At 41.5% G+C, this 17,069-nt stretch carries 13 protein-coding genes; 8 read left to right on the top strand and 5 right to left on the bottom strand.

The genetic code is table 11. The features are described 5' to 3' along the window. The first annotated feature begins 310 nt into the window (after positions 1–310). Positions 311–601: a hypothetical protein gene (locus tag ACT3QR_RS07565; protein WP_444520737.1), complete on the top strand. Its 291-nt coding sequence runs from the start codon at positions 311–313 to the stop codon at positions 599–601. A gap of 143 nt (positions 602–744) precedes the next feature. On the opposite strand, the gene ACT3QR_RS07560 is transcribed toward ACT3QR_RS07565, so the two are convergent. Then, the gene (locus tag ACT3QR_RS07560; protein WP_444520736.1) at positions 745–1,005 is read right to left on the bottom strand and encodes a DUF1289 domain-containing protein; all 261 of its coding nucleotides are present in this window, start codon (positions 1,003–1,005) and stop codon (positions 745–747) included. 187 nt (positions 1,006–1,192) lie between these two features. On the opposite strand from ACT3QR_RS07560, the gene ACT3QR_RS07555 reads away from it, so the two are divergent. From ACT3QR_RS07555 to ACT3QR_RS07545, 3 genes are all read left to right on the top strand, one after another. Continuing rightward, positions 1,193–1,861, top strand: a complete 669-nt coding sequence (locus ACT3QR_RS07555) for a YqiA/YcfP family alpha/beta fold hydrolase (RefSeq protein WP_444520735.1) — start codon at positions 1,193–1,195, stop codon at positions 1,859–1,861. Positions 1,862–1,971: 110 nt separating this feature from the next. Next, positions 1,972–3,858 (top strand): DNA topoisomerase IV subunit B, encoded by a 1,887-nt coding sequence (gene parE, locus ACT3QR_RS07550; RefSeq protein ID WP_444520734.1) that lies wholly within the window; start codon positions 1,972–1,974, stop codon positions 3,856–3,858. Positions 3,859–4,023: 165 nt separating this feature from the next. Beyond that, the gene (locus ACT3QR_RS07545) at positions 4,024–4,719 is read left to right on the top strand and encodes a lysophospholipid acyltransferase family protein (RefSeq protein WP_444520733.1); all 696 of its coding nucleotides are present in this window, start codon (positions 4,024–4,026) and stop codon (positions 4,717–4,719) included. Positions 4,720–4,899: 180 nt separating this feature from the next. On the opposite strand, the gene ACT3QR_RS07540 is transcribed toward ACT3QR_RS07545, so the two are convergent. Further along, positions 4,900–5,682, bottom strand: coding sequence for an SDR family NAD(P)-dependent oxidoreductase (locus ACT3QR_RS07540; RefSeq protein ID WP_444520732.1), 783 nt, complete (start codon positions 5,680–5,682; stop codon positions 4,900–4,902). A gap of 283 nt (positions 5,683–5,965) precedes the next feature. On the opposite strand from ACT3QR_RS07540, the gene ACT3QR_RS07535 reads away from it, so the two are divergent. Further along, positions 5,966–7,408, top strand: coding sequence for a hypothetical protein (locus ACT3QR_RS07535; protein ID WP_444520731.1), 1,443 nt, complete (start codon positions 5,966–5,968; stop codon positions 7,406–7,408). A 127-nt stretch (positions 7,409–7,535) separates the two neighbouring features. On the opposite strand, the gene ACT3QR_RS07530 is transcribed toward ACT3QR_RS07535, so the two are convergent. After that, positions 7,536–9,200 carry a mechanosensitive ion channel gene (locus tag ACT3QR_RS07530; protein ID WP_444520730.1) on the bottom strand — a complete coding sequence of 555 codons (1,665 nt, stop codon included), beginning with the start codon at positions 9,198–9,200 and terminating at the stop codon, positions 7,536–7,538. Positions 9,201–9,674: 474 nt separating this feature from the next. Between ACT3QR_RS07530 and ACT3QR_RS07525 the strand changes: the two genes are divergently transcribed. Next, positions 9,675–10,406: an FKBP-type peptidyl-prolyl cis-trans isomerase gene (locus ACT3QR_RS07525; protein ID WP_444520729.1), complete on the top strand. Its 732-nt coding sequence runs from the start codon at positions 9,675–9,677 to the stop codon at positions 10,404–10,406. Positions 10,407–10,549: 143 nt separating this feature from the next. Here the strand turns inward: ACT3QR_RS07525 and argA are convergent, their stop codons facing one another. Beyond that, the gene (gene argA / locus ACT3QR_RS07520) at positions 10,550–11,872 is read right to left on the bottom strand and encodes an amino-acid N-acetyltransferase (protein ID WP_444520728.1); all 1,323 of its coding nucleotides are present in this window, start codon (positions 11,870–11,872) and stop codon (positions 10,550–10,552) included. Positions 11,873–12,271: 399 nt separating this feature from the next. Between argA and ACT3QR_RS07515 the strand changes: the two genes are divergently transcribed. Further along, positions 12,272–12,859 (top strand): hypothetical protein, encoded by a 588-nt coding sequence (locus ACT3QR_RS07515; protein WP_444520727.1) that lies wholly within the window; start codon positions 12,272–12,274, stop codon positions 12,857–12,859. A gap of 139 nt (positions 12,860–12,998) precedes the next feature. On the opposite strand, the gene ACT3QR_RS07510 is transcribed toward ACT3QR_RS07515, so the two are convergent. Continuing rightward, positions 12,999–14,018: a patatin-like phospholipase family protein gene (locus tag ACT3QR_RS07510; RefSeq protein ID WP_444520726.1), complete on the bottom strand. Its 1,020-nt coding sequence runs from the start codon at positions 14,016–14,018 to the stop codon at positions 12,999–13,001. Positions 14,019–14,296: 278 nt separating this feature from the next. Here ACT3QR_RS07510 and recG point away from each other — a divergent pair, with 278 nt between their 5' ends. After that, the gene (recG, locus tag ACT3QR_RS07505; RefSeq protein ID WP_444520725.1) at positions 14,297–16,648 is read left to right on the top strand and encodes an ATP-dependent DNA helicase RecG; all 2,352 of its coding nucleotides are present in this window, start codon (positions 14,297–14,299) and stop codon (positions 16,646–16,648) included. Positions 16,649–17,069 lie beyond the last annotated feature (421 nt).

Here is a 17,069-nt window from a genome sequence, read left to right as displayed (position 1 = left end):
TGAAAAATGGTCGACTAGGCTTGGCTGTCATATTATTAGCTTTATAGTTTGTTAGTCTTTAAATGATGAGTCATTACGATAGCGACCAATTTTATTTATAATATGCCTATTCTTATTTCTAGGAGTCAATTATTATTAACTTGATAACTGTTATTATCGAAGTTCTGAATGTTTTGGTTCCGTACGCCACTGTCTTTGGTGTGTTGCTGCTTATCAAATAAAGCGAAGTAACATACAACAGAGAGTATTATTCGAAGATTCAATCAACAAAGAATATCGAGATATAATTCAGCGTATACCTTATAAGGCTTTGATTGGTGAAGAAGCCCCTTCAACTGAAGCAAGTGCTGTTCATAACGAAATATATAATTATATGGACCTATGCAACGAACAAATCTATTTACGTATGTCTAACCGAGTTAGTAAGAAGACTTGGAATAATTGGCAAGAAGGCATGAAAACAAATTTTGAGTTAAAAGCATTCAACGATACTTTAGTTGAAGTGTTCGAAAAACTTCCTTCTAACTTTAGTGAACTACAAAAAGTTAAAGCGCTGGGTTTCAGTACTGACCCTAAGTTGTGGAAAACTACAACAATTTAATAAAGTGAATGTTGAGCTAATAGGTATAATACAAGTATTGACTTAGTTATTGTTTTTATTGTTAGTTTATCAAACTTATATTTTAGCGAAATTTGAAGCATTCTGAGGATAGTATTGGCATTTTTGATATCCTTAATTACTTCTCAAAACAACTCGCCCATCTCAATTTCTTCCTCAAAATCAAACCCCAGCTGCTGATCTTTACGTTGTCTTATTTGTTCAATACGCAGCTTACGCTTTGTAATAAGCCTCAACACTTCGCGTTGCTGCTCAGTCGTCATATCATGCCATAGCTGGCGCTCAGTTCGACTACGCAGGCAACCAAAGCAATAGCCTTTCTTGTTGCTTCGACAAAGACCAATACATGGGTTGGCAATCTCGAACAGCTCAAACTGTTGATTCATGACTCCTCCATAATGACTACCGTCATTCCTTTGACCTGCATAAAATCACTGTTTAACTTTATTATGTCGCAAATATTGACTAATAGTGTGCCATTTTATTGTTATTATTTTCGTCTAGCGGGTGCTATGCTTAGCTTTGATAGCCTTTATAAGATAATCATAACAAAATTAATAAGTGAGATGATACGTGAACTTGATTTATATCCATGGGTTGGACAGTAATGCCAACTCGACCAAAGGGGTTTTATTAGAAAAATATTGCCAGCGTCATCATTCTGATATTAATGTATTACGTCCTGATTTAAATAAATCTCCTGCGCAAGTGTGTGAGCAATTACTGTCTTTAATAGAAGAGCTAGATAATAATGCAGGTAGAAAATCAGCAGATAAGCAGACTGAATTATCCAATACTGTATTAATCGGTAGCTCATTGGGTGGGTACTTTTCTACCTTAATCAGTAACCAAATAGGTTGTCCTGCACTGCTATTAAACCCCAGTACGCAGCCTCATGTCACCCTACAGCGTTTTGCTGATTCGTCAGGGTTTAATCCCGACAGCAGTAATGAGTCATCGGATAACAAAACCCTGTACACGACAGCGGGCGGTTGGCAGATTACTCCTACAGATTTACAGTGGTTTGCAGACCATCAGCTTTTATCAGTCAACTATCCCGATAAAGTTGCTGTGTTACTCAAAGAGGGCGATGAGCTATTAGATTCTGAATTGTCTAGAGCTTTTTATCTAAGTCAGGGCGCAACCGTAACAGTGCAAGCGGGTGGCGATCATCGCTTTAGTGACTTTGATGAGCAGCTACCTATGGTGATGAGTATCTTGCAGAGTTTAGTACAAGCCTAAATAGACGACATTATATGACGTAAGCGATGGACTATTGACGTTAAGGTCACTATTTTTCGTTATAATGGTTTTATAGAATTAAACGCACGCGAACAGTTAAGGATGCATTTGTGAGTCAATATAATGCGCAATCGTTAGAAGTTTTAGAAGGTCTTGAGCCAGTCCGTCGTCGACCGGGTATGTATACCGACACCACACGCCCCAACCATTTGGCGCAAGAGGTCATTGATAACTCAGTTGACGAAGCGTTGGCTGGTTATGCGAAAACTATCAAGGTGCAATTGCACAGCGATGGATCATTGTCTGTTGAAGATGATGGGCGCGGTATGCCGACTGATATCCATCCTGAGTTTGGTCAATCTGGTATTGAGCTCATTTTGACCCGCTTGCATGCTGGTGGGAAATTTTCGACCTCTAACTATGAAGTGTCAGGTGGTCTCCATGGCGTAGGTATTTCCGTCGTCAATGCGCTATCAACGCGTGTCGAGGTCACGGTATGGCGTGATAGCACACAGTTCGATATGGCGTTTGAAAATGGCGCACCGGTTACGCCATTGACTGAGTCGGTAAGCTCGAATAAGCGCAAACGTGGCACCAGAGTGCACTTTTGGGCGGATGGTAGTTTCTTTGATACGCCCAAGTTTAATGTAAAACAGCTCAAGCATAATTTAAAAGCGAAAGCCGTCTTAGCCGCTGGGCTGACGATTGAGTTTACTGATCATATCAATGATGAAAAGGTCGTTTGGCAGTTTACAGATGGGGTCGTCGAGTATTTAAGTGAACAATTAGACGGTCTGGAAACATTGCCTGACGCACCGTTTTATTATAACTATGATGCGAAAGTGGGCGAACGGGCTGCTATTACTTTTGCACTATCTTGGTTGCCTGATGGTGGGACGCCAATTCAAGAAAGCTATGTCAATCTGATCCCGACAGCTCAGGGCGGTACGCACGTCAATGGTCTGCGTACGGGTATTCTAGAAGCACTGCGCGAGTTTTGCGATATTCATAATTTGCTACCGCGTAGCGTGAAACTAACCGCAGAAGACGTCTGGGATGGGGTGAACTATATCCTATCTCTTAAGTTCTCTGAGCCGCAGTTTTCTGGACAGACCAAAGAGCGTCTGTCCAGTCGTGAAGCAGCTGGTGCAGTTCAAACATTGGCAAAAGATGCCTTCAGTTTATGGTTGAATCAAAACGCAGATATGGGCACGCAAATCGCTGAATTGGCGATTAACAAAGCTGGTCGTCGTCTAAAATCTGCCAAAAAAGTCGCTCGTAAGAAAATTACTCAAGGTCCAGCATTACCTGGCAAGTTGGCAGATTGCCGTGGTGATTTGCGTGATGGGGCAGAGTTGTTTTTAGTAGAGGGTGACTCTGCGGGTGGTAGTGCCAAGCAAGCGAGAGATCGTCATTATCAGGCGATATTACCTCTACGCGGCAAAATCCTAAACACGTGGGAAGTATCATCAGATACAGTACTATCAAGCCAAGAGATTCATGACATTGCCATTGCTATCGGTGTCGATCCTGCGTCTGATGATTTGTCCGAGTTGCGTTATGACAAGATATGTATCTTAGCGGATGCTGACTCTGATGGTCTACATATTGCGACATTGATTTGCGCTCTGTTTGTGAAGCATTTTCCTGCGTTAGTAGATGCAGGGCATCTGTTTGTGGCCATGCCGCCACTGTACCGAGTGGATGTGGGTAAAGAAGTACACTATGCGTTAGATGAGCCAGAGCTTGCACATATCTTAGCCAATGTACCGGGCAACAAAAAAGCTCAGATTACACGTTTTAAAGGACTTGGTGAAATGAGTGCTGAGCAACTACGTGAGACGACGATGAGCCGTGATACTCGCCGTTTAGTACAGTTAGATATGGATGACATGGTACTGACCGCTAGCGTGATGGATATGTTACTAGCTAAGAAACGTGCCTCTGATCGTAAGTCGTGGCTTGAAAGCAAAGGTGATTTAGCCGATATTTCTTAAGAAGTATCGACGAGTCTAAAGAAATATGAGTACAGAATATCGTAACTGGACATTACTTATATGTATGGCTAAACGGTCTATCGCATAATAAAAGCACGCAAAATTTAGCCTAACCACAAAATCTTAATGGTATTATGTCAGTACCTTTCACTATATTGTGCTGTCATGATACCGAAGATTTTTAACCGTTCTAAGTCTGCTACTACTGAATCTACACGCTCAAAGATACTGCCAAAGCTCAGTAGAAAACAAGTGGGTGACAAAGTGCCTAGGCGCGGTAATAAAGTGTCGCCTATCATTGGCTTATGGCTCATGAAGACTTTAGGATGGCGAACGGTTGGTGATATTCCTAATATCTCTCAGGCTGTGGTTTTGGCACTGCCCCATACCTCTAATGTTGATGGCGTTTATGCACTTCCTAGTTTATTTGCGCTAGATTTAAAAATCAGTATCATGGCAAAGCATACGCTGTTTAGAGTGCCAGTATTGTCTCAGCTGCTGTACTGGATGGGAATTATACCGATCAATCGCACTGAAAAAGGCTCAGTATTACAAGCCAGTATCGATAAGTTTAAAACAGGTGAGCCCCTATTTTTGGGCTTATCACCAGAGGGTACACGGCAATATACCGAAAGCTGGAAAACAGGATTTTACTATCTGGCACTCGGTGCTGGCGTGCCTATCTTGCCCGTTGCATTGGATTATAATACCAAAGAAGTTCGTTTTTTATCTGTGATACATCCAACTGGAGATATTGAAGCGGATTTACCAAAAATATATTCTCAGTATAAAGGGGTGTTACCAAGACACCTTGAGCGTTTGTCACAGCCACTACAAGACATCAATAATGCAGTTGAGTAAGCTAAATAGTATAAGTAATAGTTCAATTAGTTAAGTTATAAGCATTGGCTGTATTACAGATGTGAAGAATCAAAGCTACCTACAATTAAGTTTTAATAACTGATATTAAAAAAGCCCCCGATGTGATGATATCGAGGGCTTTTTTGAGTAATGCGCTTGAAAATTTAGTAGCTTAAAAATCTAAAATTGTGGCTGTCCGTTAGAGGCACTAACACCGCCATCGACAGGTAGGTTTACGCCAGTAATCATCGACGCATCATCGCTTGCTAAGAAGGTAATTGCGGCAGCGATATTCTCTGGGGTTGCTAAACGTCCAAGCGGGCAGCGAGCTAAGAATTTATCTGTTTTAGACTCATTGTCTTGGATAGCCGTGGTCATACCGGTTTTGGTAACGCTTGGATTGACTGCATTTACGCGAACACCATCAGAACCATGATCTAATGCCAACGTGCGAGTTAAATTGGTCACACCCGCTTTAGCAGCATTATAAGCTGCCATATTCCAATCGCCTCCCACACCTGAGAGTGATGAAATATTGACAATATTACCCTTTGATGCAATCAAGTGAGGCATCGCAGCTTGAGAGACGTAGAAGGTCCCGTTTAGATTTACATCGATAGCAGAGCGCCAATCATCAGCAGAGAGTTCTGTAATTTTACCTTGAGTTGCTTTGCCAGCATTATTTACCAAGATATCAATCTTGCCGAATTTGTCGATAGCGCGCTCAACCATCTCTTGTACTTGGCTTTGAACGCTAATGTCGCACGTAATAATAAGATAGTTATCGGTATGGATCCAAGTACGATCTTGCGGTAACTCTTTGGCAGTTTCTTCTAGTGTTTCCGCTGTACGTCCTACTAGAACCACGCTAGCGCCTTCCTCGGCAAAACGAATAGCCGTTGCACGGCCAATACCAGAACCTGCACCTGTTACAACGACGGTCTTTTCTTTAAAACGCTTCATAATGTTTAATCCTTATTATTATATAATAGTCATCAAGGTTTGGATGATTATAGTTTCGATAAATTCAACTAAGTACAGTTAGTTATCCATAAACTTGCACACAAGCAATATTGCTTTGATATCATCATAACAAGTGATCGCTTTGAAAGCGACTGTCTCTGATAGTGCTTATGTAGCGTAATTTTTCATCATTCAGATATTTGTAATACGCGATAATCATGTCGCTAGTATTATGAGCTATCAAGTGCGATATTTACCATACAATAATAGAAGGTTGGAATTTGTGTCCCATTCGATTACTACCATGCCCGACTGGGGTTACCTGACGACTGAACTAGTCAACTATTTACAGGCAGACGCTAAGGCGGTGACTTTGACGGGCATGCATACAATTGAGCATGAGTACAATGCTCAATATATCGCTCGTCACTATCAGTATCAGTTACCACTTGGCAAGCTACAGCTGTTGGAGCTGACACTATATCTACCATATGATACAAAATCAGTTGAAATTGAGGCTGTACGTATGACCGCGGTAAAATCTGCTCTTACATGGTACAAATCATTATTATCTCAGAATGAAGACAATGAGTCCGTGGGTTACGAAGCTCTGATCTTTGATATTCAGCTTGTCGGAAAAAGTAGTAGTTTTAACAAAAACGATAGCGTAGGTGAAACAACTAGTGCTCTACAGCGACTTAAACACAATTTTGGGGTTCGTTACTTTTTAGAAGATTTAGTTGTCGACATGAGCGAAAGCATGCAGCAGCTACAAGTATTTAGCTGGGATGATTGGTATTCTATAGCAGCAGCGGTACGAACCCCATGTGAATTGTGGCGTTTCTTAGCTTATCATTTAGAGCAGCTACAGCGGTCGGCCATAAACCATATCGCAAGTTTTGAGTCAGAAGGCGCTTTGGTTGAGCGTTTCTTACAAAGCCCAGATTTATTTGCCCCTGCCATTGCAGTCGACAATGCGCTCATCAAAAATGAAGCACAAGACGAACCTAACTCAGCACTGGTAGCTATTACGCTTGCATACAAGAACCAAAGTTCAACTGCTCAGATGTACCGTCAGCATATGATACAAGCGGCCACGATATGGTCTCAGCTAAGTATGCAGATGATAGATACATATGGTAAAAAGCACGTAGTTAATAGCGATGAGCAGGCAGAAATACCACTCGCTCACTGGCAGCAACAACTACTAGATGAGTCTTTATTTTCGCGTCACGAACTTATTCGTACGCTATATAGACACCCTAAACAAAGCGCATCACTGCAAAAAGATGGCTATGTCGTACACCAACATTCTTATGAAAGCTTAGGCCGACATTATGTACTGGTATTTTATAGTCAAGAGTCAAAAGGACCTAATAGCAAAGCCGCTGTCCAACCAAAGTTAGCAAAGATCGCACAGGATGTTGCCACACGTTTACCAATTATTGAGCTGCATCATGTAGTCGTGCTTGGTATCGATTTCATCACTGAGAACAATGAGCATTTTTTTGATGTTGATTTATGGATTCAGCCAGTTAATGCGATGACGCAAAGGGAGCGTCAACTTACTAAGCAAATGCAAAAGTTAAAACAACAAGAGTTAGATAAGCAAAATACACCACCTTCTAGTAACTTAGATGGCAGTAAATCTGCGAAAGCAAAAACAGAAAAGTTACCCCAAGTACAGATGAGTCTTACTATCCCAGCTCGAAAAGATAAGCATTAGATTGTAGGGTAAATTCTTTAAAAGAGATTGGATAGTAAGAACCACATACTTATTCATATATTTACTGACACAAAAAAAGACAGCCTAGGCTGTCTTTTTTTTATTTAAACTAAAATATCATAAATACTTATTTATTGAGGTCGTCATCAAGACCGCTACCAGGAAGTACGTCATCACTATTGTAGATGTCATTAGTATCAACACGTGGTGTTTCAACTATATCGGTACGTAAGTCGGTACTAGGTGTACTAGCAGCAGATGGTGTATTTTCACGAACTGAATCAGCAACCTTTTCTTCAGTTGATGAACTTGGCTGTAGCGCAGATTTTGCTTTCGCTTCAGTGCGTTCATGATCCATCTTGTCCTGCATTTTACGTAGGAAGCGAGCTGCAGCTTCTTGACCACCAAGACCAAATGATAGGGCAAAAGCGACGGCTACTGCACCTAATGTTAGACCAAATGCTAGGTTAACGATTGAGTCTGCAATACCCATTGCTTTTAGACCCATGGCTAATACTAGGCCCATGATCAATACGCGTACGATGTTTGCTAGGAATTGTGAACCTTGCTCAGAACGTTCAACCACACCTGCAATAATATTAGCAAGCCAAAATCCGATAAATAGGATAATTGCGCCTAAGATGATATTCGCACCGAATGCGATAAACATCGTGATAATAGCTGAGATAGGCTCGAAACCTAATAAGTCAGCAGCTGCAATAGCAGCAAACAACATAGCAAAGAAAATGATTGCATAACCAACTAGGTCTGAGACTTTCTTATCACCCATAGCCTCTTGTAAACCTACTTTCGCAGGTAATTGATTGATTTGGGTATTTTCAATCAGACCTTTAATGATGTTGGCAACCATGCGCACAACGTAAAAGGTTACTACTAAGATAGCCACTGCCATAAAGATGTTTGGCAATGCTTCCATGATTTTGTTAAGCATATTGGTCGCAGGGCGAGCAATCACTTCGATTTTCAGTGCGTTTAAAGCAGCAATGATGGTTGGAATGATAACCACAAGAAATGCTAATGAACCAGCAATATTAGGTAAGCTATTTTGCTCACTTAAACCTGCTTTTGTTGCCAATTCTTGTACATTGAAAGTAGAAACAAGATTGGTGACGATGCCGCGTACGACTTTGGCAATGATATAACCAACGACGAAGACTACACCAGCAATCAAGATATTAGGGATGAAACTAAAGATTTTATCGACCATATTAGTCAATGGTGCGAATAGACCATCAAGCTCTAGTTGACCAAGAACCATGGTCAATACAACTAGTAAGATGAACCAATAAACCATATCAGCAATTGTACTGCTCATAGGTTTTACACCAGCTTGTGCACTTAAGCGCTCATCCATAGAGGTTTTCGCGAGTGCAGCGTTAATCGCTGTACGTACAACAGTCGCCACGACCCAACCGATCACACCAAGTGCGATAGCGCCAATAAGATTAGGGATAAATGCCAATACTTGATTAACCATATTTGCGAACGGTGCCGAGATAGAGTTTAAGTTTAATTGGCTAAGTGCGCCTGAGATAGCAATGATAAAAATAAACCAGAAAACAATTTTGGAAATGATACCTTCAAGATCGTAGTTCTTACCAGTTGAAGAGTTCATACGCTGATTGAGATTGACTTTAGAAAGTACGCCGCGTACTAATGCTGCGATACCAAGGGCTACTAGCCAACCAATAACGAATATCAAAATAGCACCAATGATGGAGCCGATAGGCCCACCAAGATAGCCGTTAAAAGATGTATACATTGGGTTCATCTTATCCTCCTTGAAGCATCTTATATAACTCGCCAAAAACAATGTTCATATAGCGGTTAATGAGCAAGACATACAGATGGTTGTCATAAATAGTATTTTTAGGATCAGTTATACAGAGATGTTATCTCTTTTGAGTATAAGTTTTTATTAGCAGTATCTTTTATTTATATTACAGTGACTACTTATATTAAGATGACTCTACTCTCGACATCTGCTTATTTTTAATAAAAATTAATGCTCGATTACTTATCTCCTTAACTCATTCAGCTTAGCTGATGTATTGAGTGATTTAAAGACAGAAAGCTTTACCTGTTACTATATTTGTGTGATAACTTGTTATTATGATAAGAAATATTAACATAGACTATACATTGACCTGAGAATTTTATGCAAAGCGTGGTTCCCAAAACTAAGATTTGTTATCATAGAGGAATGTGACATCTCGCCACTATTCTTACAATTAGAGAGTACTTTATGAAAAAAATCACTACTTTAGGCGTTAGTGCACTTGCTAGCGCTATGTTGTTAGTAACAGGCTGTAGCACCAACAATGGTAATCAAGAAACAGCCGCTCAAAGTGTTTCCATTACCGAACAAAGCTCAGCTAGTGAAAAAGTAGGTTATAGCCTAGGTTTCATGATGGCAGAAGGCAATAAAGACGCTGTCAAAGATCTAGATCTAAATACTTTTGAAAAAGGCTTCCGTGATGGCTATGAAGGCAATGAATCAGCATTGACCCAAGAGCAAATGCAACAAGTATTGATGGACTATCAAAAAGAGCAAGAAGAGCAGTTTGTTGAAGAAATGGAAACTAAGGCAACAGAAAATAAAGCTGCTGGTACCGAATTTTTAGCAGAAAACGCTAAAAAAGAAGGCGTAAAGCAAACAGAGTCTGGTTTACAGTATAAGGTCATTGAAGCAGGTACTGGCCAATCTCCAGAAGCAACTGACGTAGTCGAAGTAAACTACGAAGGTAAACTGATTGATGGCACGGTATTTGATAGCTCTTATGAGCGCGGTGAGCCAATCGAGTTCCCACTAAACCAAGTAATCGCTGGCTGGACTGAAGGTCTACAACTGATGAAAGAAGGCGCAAAGTACGAGTTCTATATCCCATCAGACATCGCTTATGGCGAAGCGGGTAATGCTGGTATCGAGCCTAACAGTACGCTTATCTTTACTGTTGAGTTGTTAGCAGTAAAATAAGTATCTAGAGCAGATGTTAATTATCTAGATATTTAGTCATAAAAAAGCCCTCATCATTTTATGAGGGCTTTTTTATGATCTGTACTTTATGACAAATTGATATCAGTTTTGTCTGATGATTTCGATATCAACTTGGCGATAAATTATAAATTTTTCTGAAAGACTTTAGAGTTACGGCCATTGTTGTATTTCTCTAGACGTGCTTCAGGTAAAGCGCTGGCTTCAACTTCAGCAAAGCCTTGCTCGACGAACCAATGTTCAGTACGAGTAGTCAAAACAAACAGCTTATACAAACCATGGCTGCGTGCTTGCTGTTCTAGAAATGCTAATAAGTCAGCACCGCGGCTGCCATTACGGTACTCAGGACGTACCGCAACACAGGCAACTTCTGCTGATTCTGAATCTAGCGTATGCAATGCTGCACAGCCCAAAATCATACCATCACGCTCAATCACACTGTAATTGTCAATCTCTTGCTCCAAGCGCTCGCGTGAACGACTGACCAAAATGCCTTGCTCTTCTAAAGGCGATAGCAGCTCAATAAGGCCTACTACGTCATCGATATTGGCACGACGAATTTCTTCATAAGGGTCATGGCTAATTAGCGTACCAGAACCATCACGTGTGAATAGCTCTTCTAATAATGCGCCGTTTTTGGCATACGAGATGATATGCGTGCGATGGACCCCTTGTCGACAGGCCAAGCTTGCACAGTTTAAGAAATAATTGATTTCACAATTTAGATCACGATCACGTAAGAAGCGATCAACTTCGTTTGGAATCATTTCGCGTAATAAACGATCATCGTCATTGATACCCGCCTCTTCACCCAAGAATATAAGCTTGTCAGCACCAAGCTCTACAGCAGCGCTAAGCGCCACATCTTCGGCTAATAGGTTAAACACTTCGCCAGTCGCAGAGTAGCCCATAGAGCCTAAAACAACGATATGGTCATGAAGTAGGTTGTTTTTGATGGCGTCAACATCGATAGAACGCACTTCCCCCGTCATTTGGTAGTCAACACCTTCACGGATACCATAAGGACGAGCTGTCACAAAATTACCTGATATCGCATCGATACGTGAGCCATACATCGGAGAGTTAGCCAGTCCCATTGATAGCTGAGCTTCAATTTGTAAACGAATAGCACCAACGGCCTGTAAGATAGATGGCATCGCTGCACGCGGCGTAATGCGGATGTCTTGATGTAGCGGAGATTCAATATTAGCGTCTTTTAAGTTCTTTTCGATTTGCGGTCGTGCCCCATGTACCAGTACCAGCTTGATACCCAAACTATGCAACAAGGCAAAATCGTGAATAAGTGTGCTGAAGTTCGCATGATTGACCGCTTCACCACCAAACATGATCACGAAAGTTTTACCGCGATGGGTATTAATGTAGGGTGCAGAGTTACGGAACCAATGAACGTATTCAGGGTTGATCTGGGGCATAGAGCTAGTAGTCATAATGGGAGCAGTAGTCGTTAGAATAAGAAAAAGAGCGCAGCAAAAAAATGCCTAACGCTAAAGATTTACCATAGCAAAAAACGCGGTTATGAGCTATCTTTTATTTCAGCTGTATTCAAGCATTCTTATTGCCAATCGCTGATATACACAACCTCAACACTGGGTTAATGTACCCACAAACGCTTTTTGTTATGCTAAGCGCTATTGCTTTACAGATATTGAGCGAAGATAATCAGGTATGGATAAGTGAGTTCATATGTTTGATAGATTGTATGAACTATTCCACAGCGATATCTTATATACGTCGTAATGCTTTTTAACTGTTGAACAAATTATAAAAATAACTTAACTTGCACCATCTGTGTTTTACCGATATATCAACCAGGGATAATGAAAATCATGAAAAAAAGTAACCAGTTTGCTAGCCCGTTCAGTGCTTGGAGCGGCCACCGCTTATTTCACGTTGTTGCCGGTACGCTCATCGGTGCAATGGTTGTTACACAAGCCTCAGCGATGCTGCCAACACCAGAGCAAGCGGTTGATAGCTCAATGGCTATTCAAGCAAATACCAGTAAGAGCAGCAACTCAAGCGCTCAAGCTGTTAACAGTAAAATTACAGCATCATTGGTCAGCGTTGACGCCAACGGTCAAGAGATACTCGTCCCTGTAGATACCAACACTCGTTTGCAGTCAGGCAATGTATTGGAGTATCAAGGATATTTTACCAATACCAATGCAGATCGTGTACGCAAAATGACTGTTACGATGAGCATCCCAGAGCAGGTAGAGCTATTAGAAACTGTTGCTCCTGAATTCCCGTATGGCAGTGTAGATGGCAACAACTTTTCTCGTATGCCACTACGTACCAAAGTTGATAATCAGCTACAAGACGTCGCGCTTAAATACTATAAAGCGGTACGTTGGGACTTAGAAGGCGTAGGCTTAAATGATACCGTCGCCGTAAAATACCGTGCCCGTGTTAAATAGTTCTGAATCTTCAAATTAACATCAATATAGTTAGCACTGAAAGCTATTAATAAAAAAGCACCGCAGTTTATAACTGTGGTGCTTTTTCGTGATGTAAGAGGATATTTAGTAATTTCACTGATAAGTGATTAATCATCAGTTACAGCGTGGCATATTTGCTACTAGATTTCTCTTGGATAAGTTGTTTAATGGCACTGATTTGTGACGTGGTAGCTTGAGTGCCTGCTTGTATTAGACTACGTCGCTGCCGTGTATCTATTGAGCTGTTACGACCGACATTGGGAGTAATAATAATATCCGCTCGATCCCGCTCACTCTGAGTTGATGCGGAGTGATTAGCAGTCAGGTTAGTAGCGATAATATTGGTTTCTAGAAAGCCCCAAAAATCACTCAACGAGTTAATAGTCGGTATTTGATTGCTAGTATTATTACTGCCTTTAGATCCCGTCACATCAACAGCAATGATAATGTCAGCACCCAAGTCATAGGCGCTATCTACTGGTACTAAACTGACCACACCGCCATCAATATATTTTTTACCGACCTTTTCAGGAATGCGCGGGGCAATAAAAATATTGGGTATGCTGCAGGAAGCCTGTACTGCAAGACCTGCATTCCCAGTGGTAAAGACTGTTTTCTTTAGAGTGTGTTTTTCTGCTGCGATTGCTGCAAAGGCAATGGGGAAGTCCTCTATGGCTTTTGCATTTACCTTATCATTAATAAAGTTTTTTAACTTAATACCTTCGATAAAGCCTTGATTGGACAAGGTAAAGTCTGTGAGCTGGCTATCAGTAGTGGTCAGTGCTAATTGCTCAAGCTGGGCAGGCGTGTAGCCACTGGCGTATAAGCTGCCAATCAAGCTACCCACACTTGTACCGACCACCAATGTTGGTTTGATACCATTTTCTTCTAGCGCCTTGATGACGCCCACATGAGCAAACCCTTTTGCACCGCCACCACCCAATACCAGTGCGACAGTAGGGGCTTTAATAACAGGCTCTGGCGTAGCGGGAGTAGTCGATGTTAAGGTGCTACACGCACTAATATACACACCGAGAATAGGTATTAAGCTCAACCTCAGTAGTTTTAGGTTATGACGAATTAGTTTGTGACAAATCAGGTTATGACGAAACTGACGAGGCAAAACAGAAATAAGCATAGAAAAACACCTTATGAAATTGCCATAATTCAAAAAATAAGACATCAGTTATTGGTATGACGAGAAGAAGCGGTTTATCTATAGTAGAGGGACTATATAGGTGCTATTTTACTAAATAGCTTAGCATAAGCAATTGTATTGTCAGCTATAATGAGATGAACCGACCTTTTTACGTACTATTGTTATCGCTATTCTTTAGTGCAGGTCATCATGTGCAGCATATTAAAAATGCTCGATTTAGCATACAAAAATTAAAAATAATATTGTTAGGATCTTTAATGCCTATATCGGAGAGTCATACCTCAGCCAACTCGTCAGATCATTTTAGATCTGATATACCACTATCAGCACTAGATATGCCAGTGTCTGCGCTAGCAGGTGTGGGAGTAAAAGTAGCGGAACAGTTGGCGCAATTGAATATCAAGCGGATATTCGATTTGCTATTACATTTGCCCCGTGATTATGAGGATCGCAGTCGGCTGGTATCAATCGCCGATGTAGAGCATGGACAATCAGCGCTAATTACTGGTCACATCGTCCATGTCGATACCAAGCGCAGTGGAATGACTGTGACAGTGGATGATGATACGGGTACGATATCTTTGCGGTTTTTTAAGGTCTATCGTGGTCTGGTACAAACCATGAATTTGGGGACACGCTTACAGCTATTTGGTGAAGTTAAAGTCAGCCGTTACGGTAAACAGATACATCATCCTGAATATCAAATTATCACTGACAATACAGTCATGACCGATACGGGATTGCAGCCTATTTATCCTACTGTCAAAGGTCTACATCAAAATAAGTTGCGCACTTTGATTAAGCTTGCATTGCAAACAGTCTGCAGCCAAGGTCTGCCTATGACATTATTTACGGCTGAGGATTTTGCAGTTGTATCAGATCTGCCATTAGTGCCTTTTGAGCCATCTAAATCAGCGGTGTCAGAGGCCGAATATACCGAAGATATTTTCTCGACATTAGCACGCAGCGTACCTGATAATGCGATTGGCAATAGCGTATACAAACCCAGTCCCTCTACCTATCAGGCAGATAATGACATATATAGCGTCGCAGCAGGCATTGCTCAGCACAATGTCTATAATTTAACGATATTTGAAGCATTGGTACTGCTGCACACGCCGCCTACTTATACCAGCGCATCTCAGCAATACAAATTATTAACGCAACTTAGCGCTCGTACGCATGCTGCCTGCCAGCGCTTGATTATTGAAGAATTAACAGCGCATCAGCTTAGTCTGCTATACCGTCGCCAACAGCTACATCAGCATAAAGCGCCTAAATGTACTACCAACAGTCCTCTTGCTGATAAGCTGTTTTCTGCATTGCCTTTTGATTTAACAGGTGCGCAAAAAAGAGTGATGAAAGACATCACTGCAGACATGGCCACCTCAATTCCGATGTTACGATTGGTACAGGGTGACGTGGGTGCTGGCAAGACATTAGTTGCAGCAGGAGCGGCAGGTTATGCGCTCGATAGTGGTTGGCAGGTCGCAGTAATGGCACCGACTGAGATTTTAGCAGAGCAGCATCTACTGAACTTTAAACAATGGTTTGAGCCATTAGGTATTGGTGTCGGTTGGCTCGCAGGTAAGCAAACGGCCAAACAGCGCCGAGAAGCATTGGAAGCGGTGAGCGAGAACACCGTACAAATCGTCGTCGGCACGCATGCGTTGTTTCAAGAGCAAGTTCAGTTCGCTAAGTTAGGTTTGGTTATCATTGATGAGCAGCATCGATTCGGTGTCGAGCAACGCATGGCATTGACCAATAAAGGCGTGGCTAATAGTACACCGCACCAGCTAATCATGACCGCAACACCGATTCCAAGAACCTTAGCGATGAGTGTCTATGGTGATATGGATACCTCAGTAATCGATGAGTTGCCACCGGGGCGTACCCCAATCAAGACGGTGACCATTGATCGCAATCGACGTGATGAGGTAATAGAACGTATTGCGATTAATTGCGAAGCAGGCAGGCAAGCGTACTGGGTATGCTCACTGGTAGAGGCGTCTAGCGTATTGGATGCGCAGGCAGCTGAAGCCACGTATGAGGACTTAAATGAACGTCTAAATATTCGTATTGGACTGGTACATGGCAAGATGAAGCCTGCCGATAAGCAAGCCATCATGCAGGAGTTCAAGGCAGGTAATCTGGATTTGCTGATTGCGACGACTGTCATCGAGGTAGGCGTCGATGTGCCCAATGCGTCATTGATGGTTATCGAAAATGCAGAGCGTTTAGGACTATCACAATTGCATCAGCTGCGCGGGCGAGTCGGACGTGGCTCGACTAAAAGCTTCTGTGTACTGTTATATCAAAAGCCGTTATCGGAGACAGGTACTGAGCGACTAAACGTCCTACGTGATAGTACCGATGGCTTTGTTATCGCTCAAAAAGACTTAGAGTTACGTGGGCCAGGAGAGCTGTTAGGTAAACGTCAAACGGGTAACGTTGGTTACTATCTAGCCGATCTGATCCGTGATGAGCAATTATTTGCCATTGCTCAGCGGTTAGCGAAGCACTTGATAGCAGACCCTGCGCGAAAAGCAGATGTTAGTCAATTGATTCATCGATGGATGCCTGAGGCGAGTCGCTATACCAATGCCTAGTGTCTAGTATTCAGTGTCTATTACCCAGTGTTTAGTATTGGCAAATAGATTTATTACGTTATTGAATCTAGCTCTAGGTATAAGTACATAGTATGGATACAACGTTAAAATTATTTATAAGATAATATTCCATCCATAGTCAGCCGTTGTATACATCAGATATTCAACAGCTGGCTGCACGCGCTCTTATTTCTTTAAATTGGTCGATATGCCTTTAACATTGCACATATATTTTGTTTAAGTTTCAATTAAATTTATGAACGCTAGACACTATACATAAAAATAAGGTGATGACTAAATATATGCTATTCTCGATAATTTGATGAACTATTATAATAATAAACAGTGCTTTAGAGAACATTGTAATACTCTCTGTAAGTAACGTTCATAGACATACATCAGGCTCTCCAAACATTGCTTC

Source organism: Psychrobacter sp. AOP7-B1-25 (genome assembly GCF_052376195.1).
Classification (GTDB): domain Bacteria; phylum Pseudomonadota; class Gammaproteobacteria; order Pseudomonadales; family Moraxellaceae; genus Psychrobacter.
The sequence above is the reverse complement of the archived record's forward strand: the minus strand, read 5'-3'. Positions and strand labels throughout refer to the sequence as shown.

Excerpts from the sequence above, each read along its gene's own strand:
- ACT3QR_RS07515 (WP_444520727.1), top strand. The coding sequence starts at position 12,272 with ATGAAAAAAAGTAACCAGTTTGCTAGCCCGTTCAGTGCTTGGAGCGGC.
- ACT3QR_RS07530 (WP_444520730.1), bottom strand. The coding sequence starts at position 9,200 with ATGAACCCAATGTATACATCTTTTAACGGCTATCTTGGTGGGCCTATC.
- ACT3QR_RS07510 (WP_444520726.1), bottom strand. The coding sequence starts at position 14,018 with ATGCTTATTTCTGTTTTGCCTCGTCAGTTTCGTCATAACCTGATTTGT.
- ACT3QR_RS07525 (WP_444520729.1), top strand. The coding sequence starts at position 9,675 with ATGAAAAAAATCACTACTTTAGGCGTTAGTGCACTTGCTAGCGCTATG.
- recG (WP_444520725.1), top strand. The coding sequence starts at position 14,297 with ATGCCTATATCGGAGAGTCATACCTCAGCCAACTCGTCAGATCATTTT.
- ACT3QR_RS07540 (WP_444520732.1), bottom strand. The coding sequence starts at position 5,682 with ATGAAGCGTTTTAAAGAAAAGACCGTCGTTGTAACAGGTGCAGGTTCT.
- argA (WP_444520728.1), bottom strand. The coding sequence starts at position 11,872 with ATGACTACTAGCTCTATGCCCCAGATCAACCCTGAATACGTTCATTGG.
- ACT3QR_RS07560 (WP_444520736.1), bottom strand. The coding sequence starts at position 1,005 with ATGAATCAACAGTTTGAGCTGTTCGAGATTGCCAACCCATGTATTGGT.
- ACT3QR_RS07545 (WP_444520733.1), top strand. The coding sequence starts at position 4,024 with ATGATACCGAAGATTTTTAACCGTTCTAAGTCTGCTACTACTGAATCT.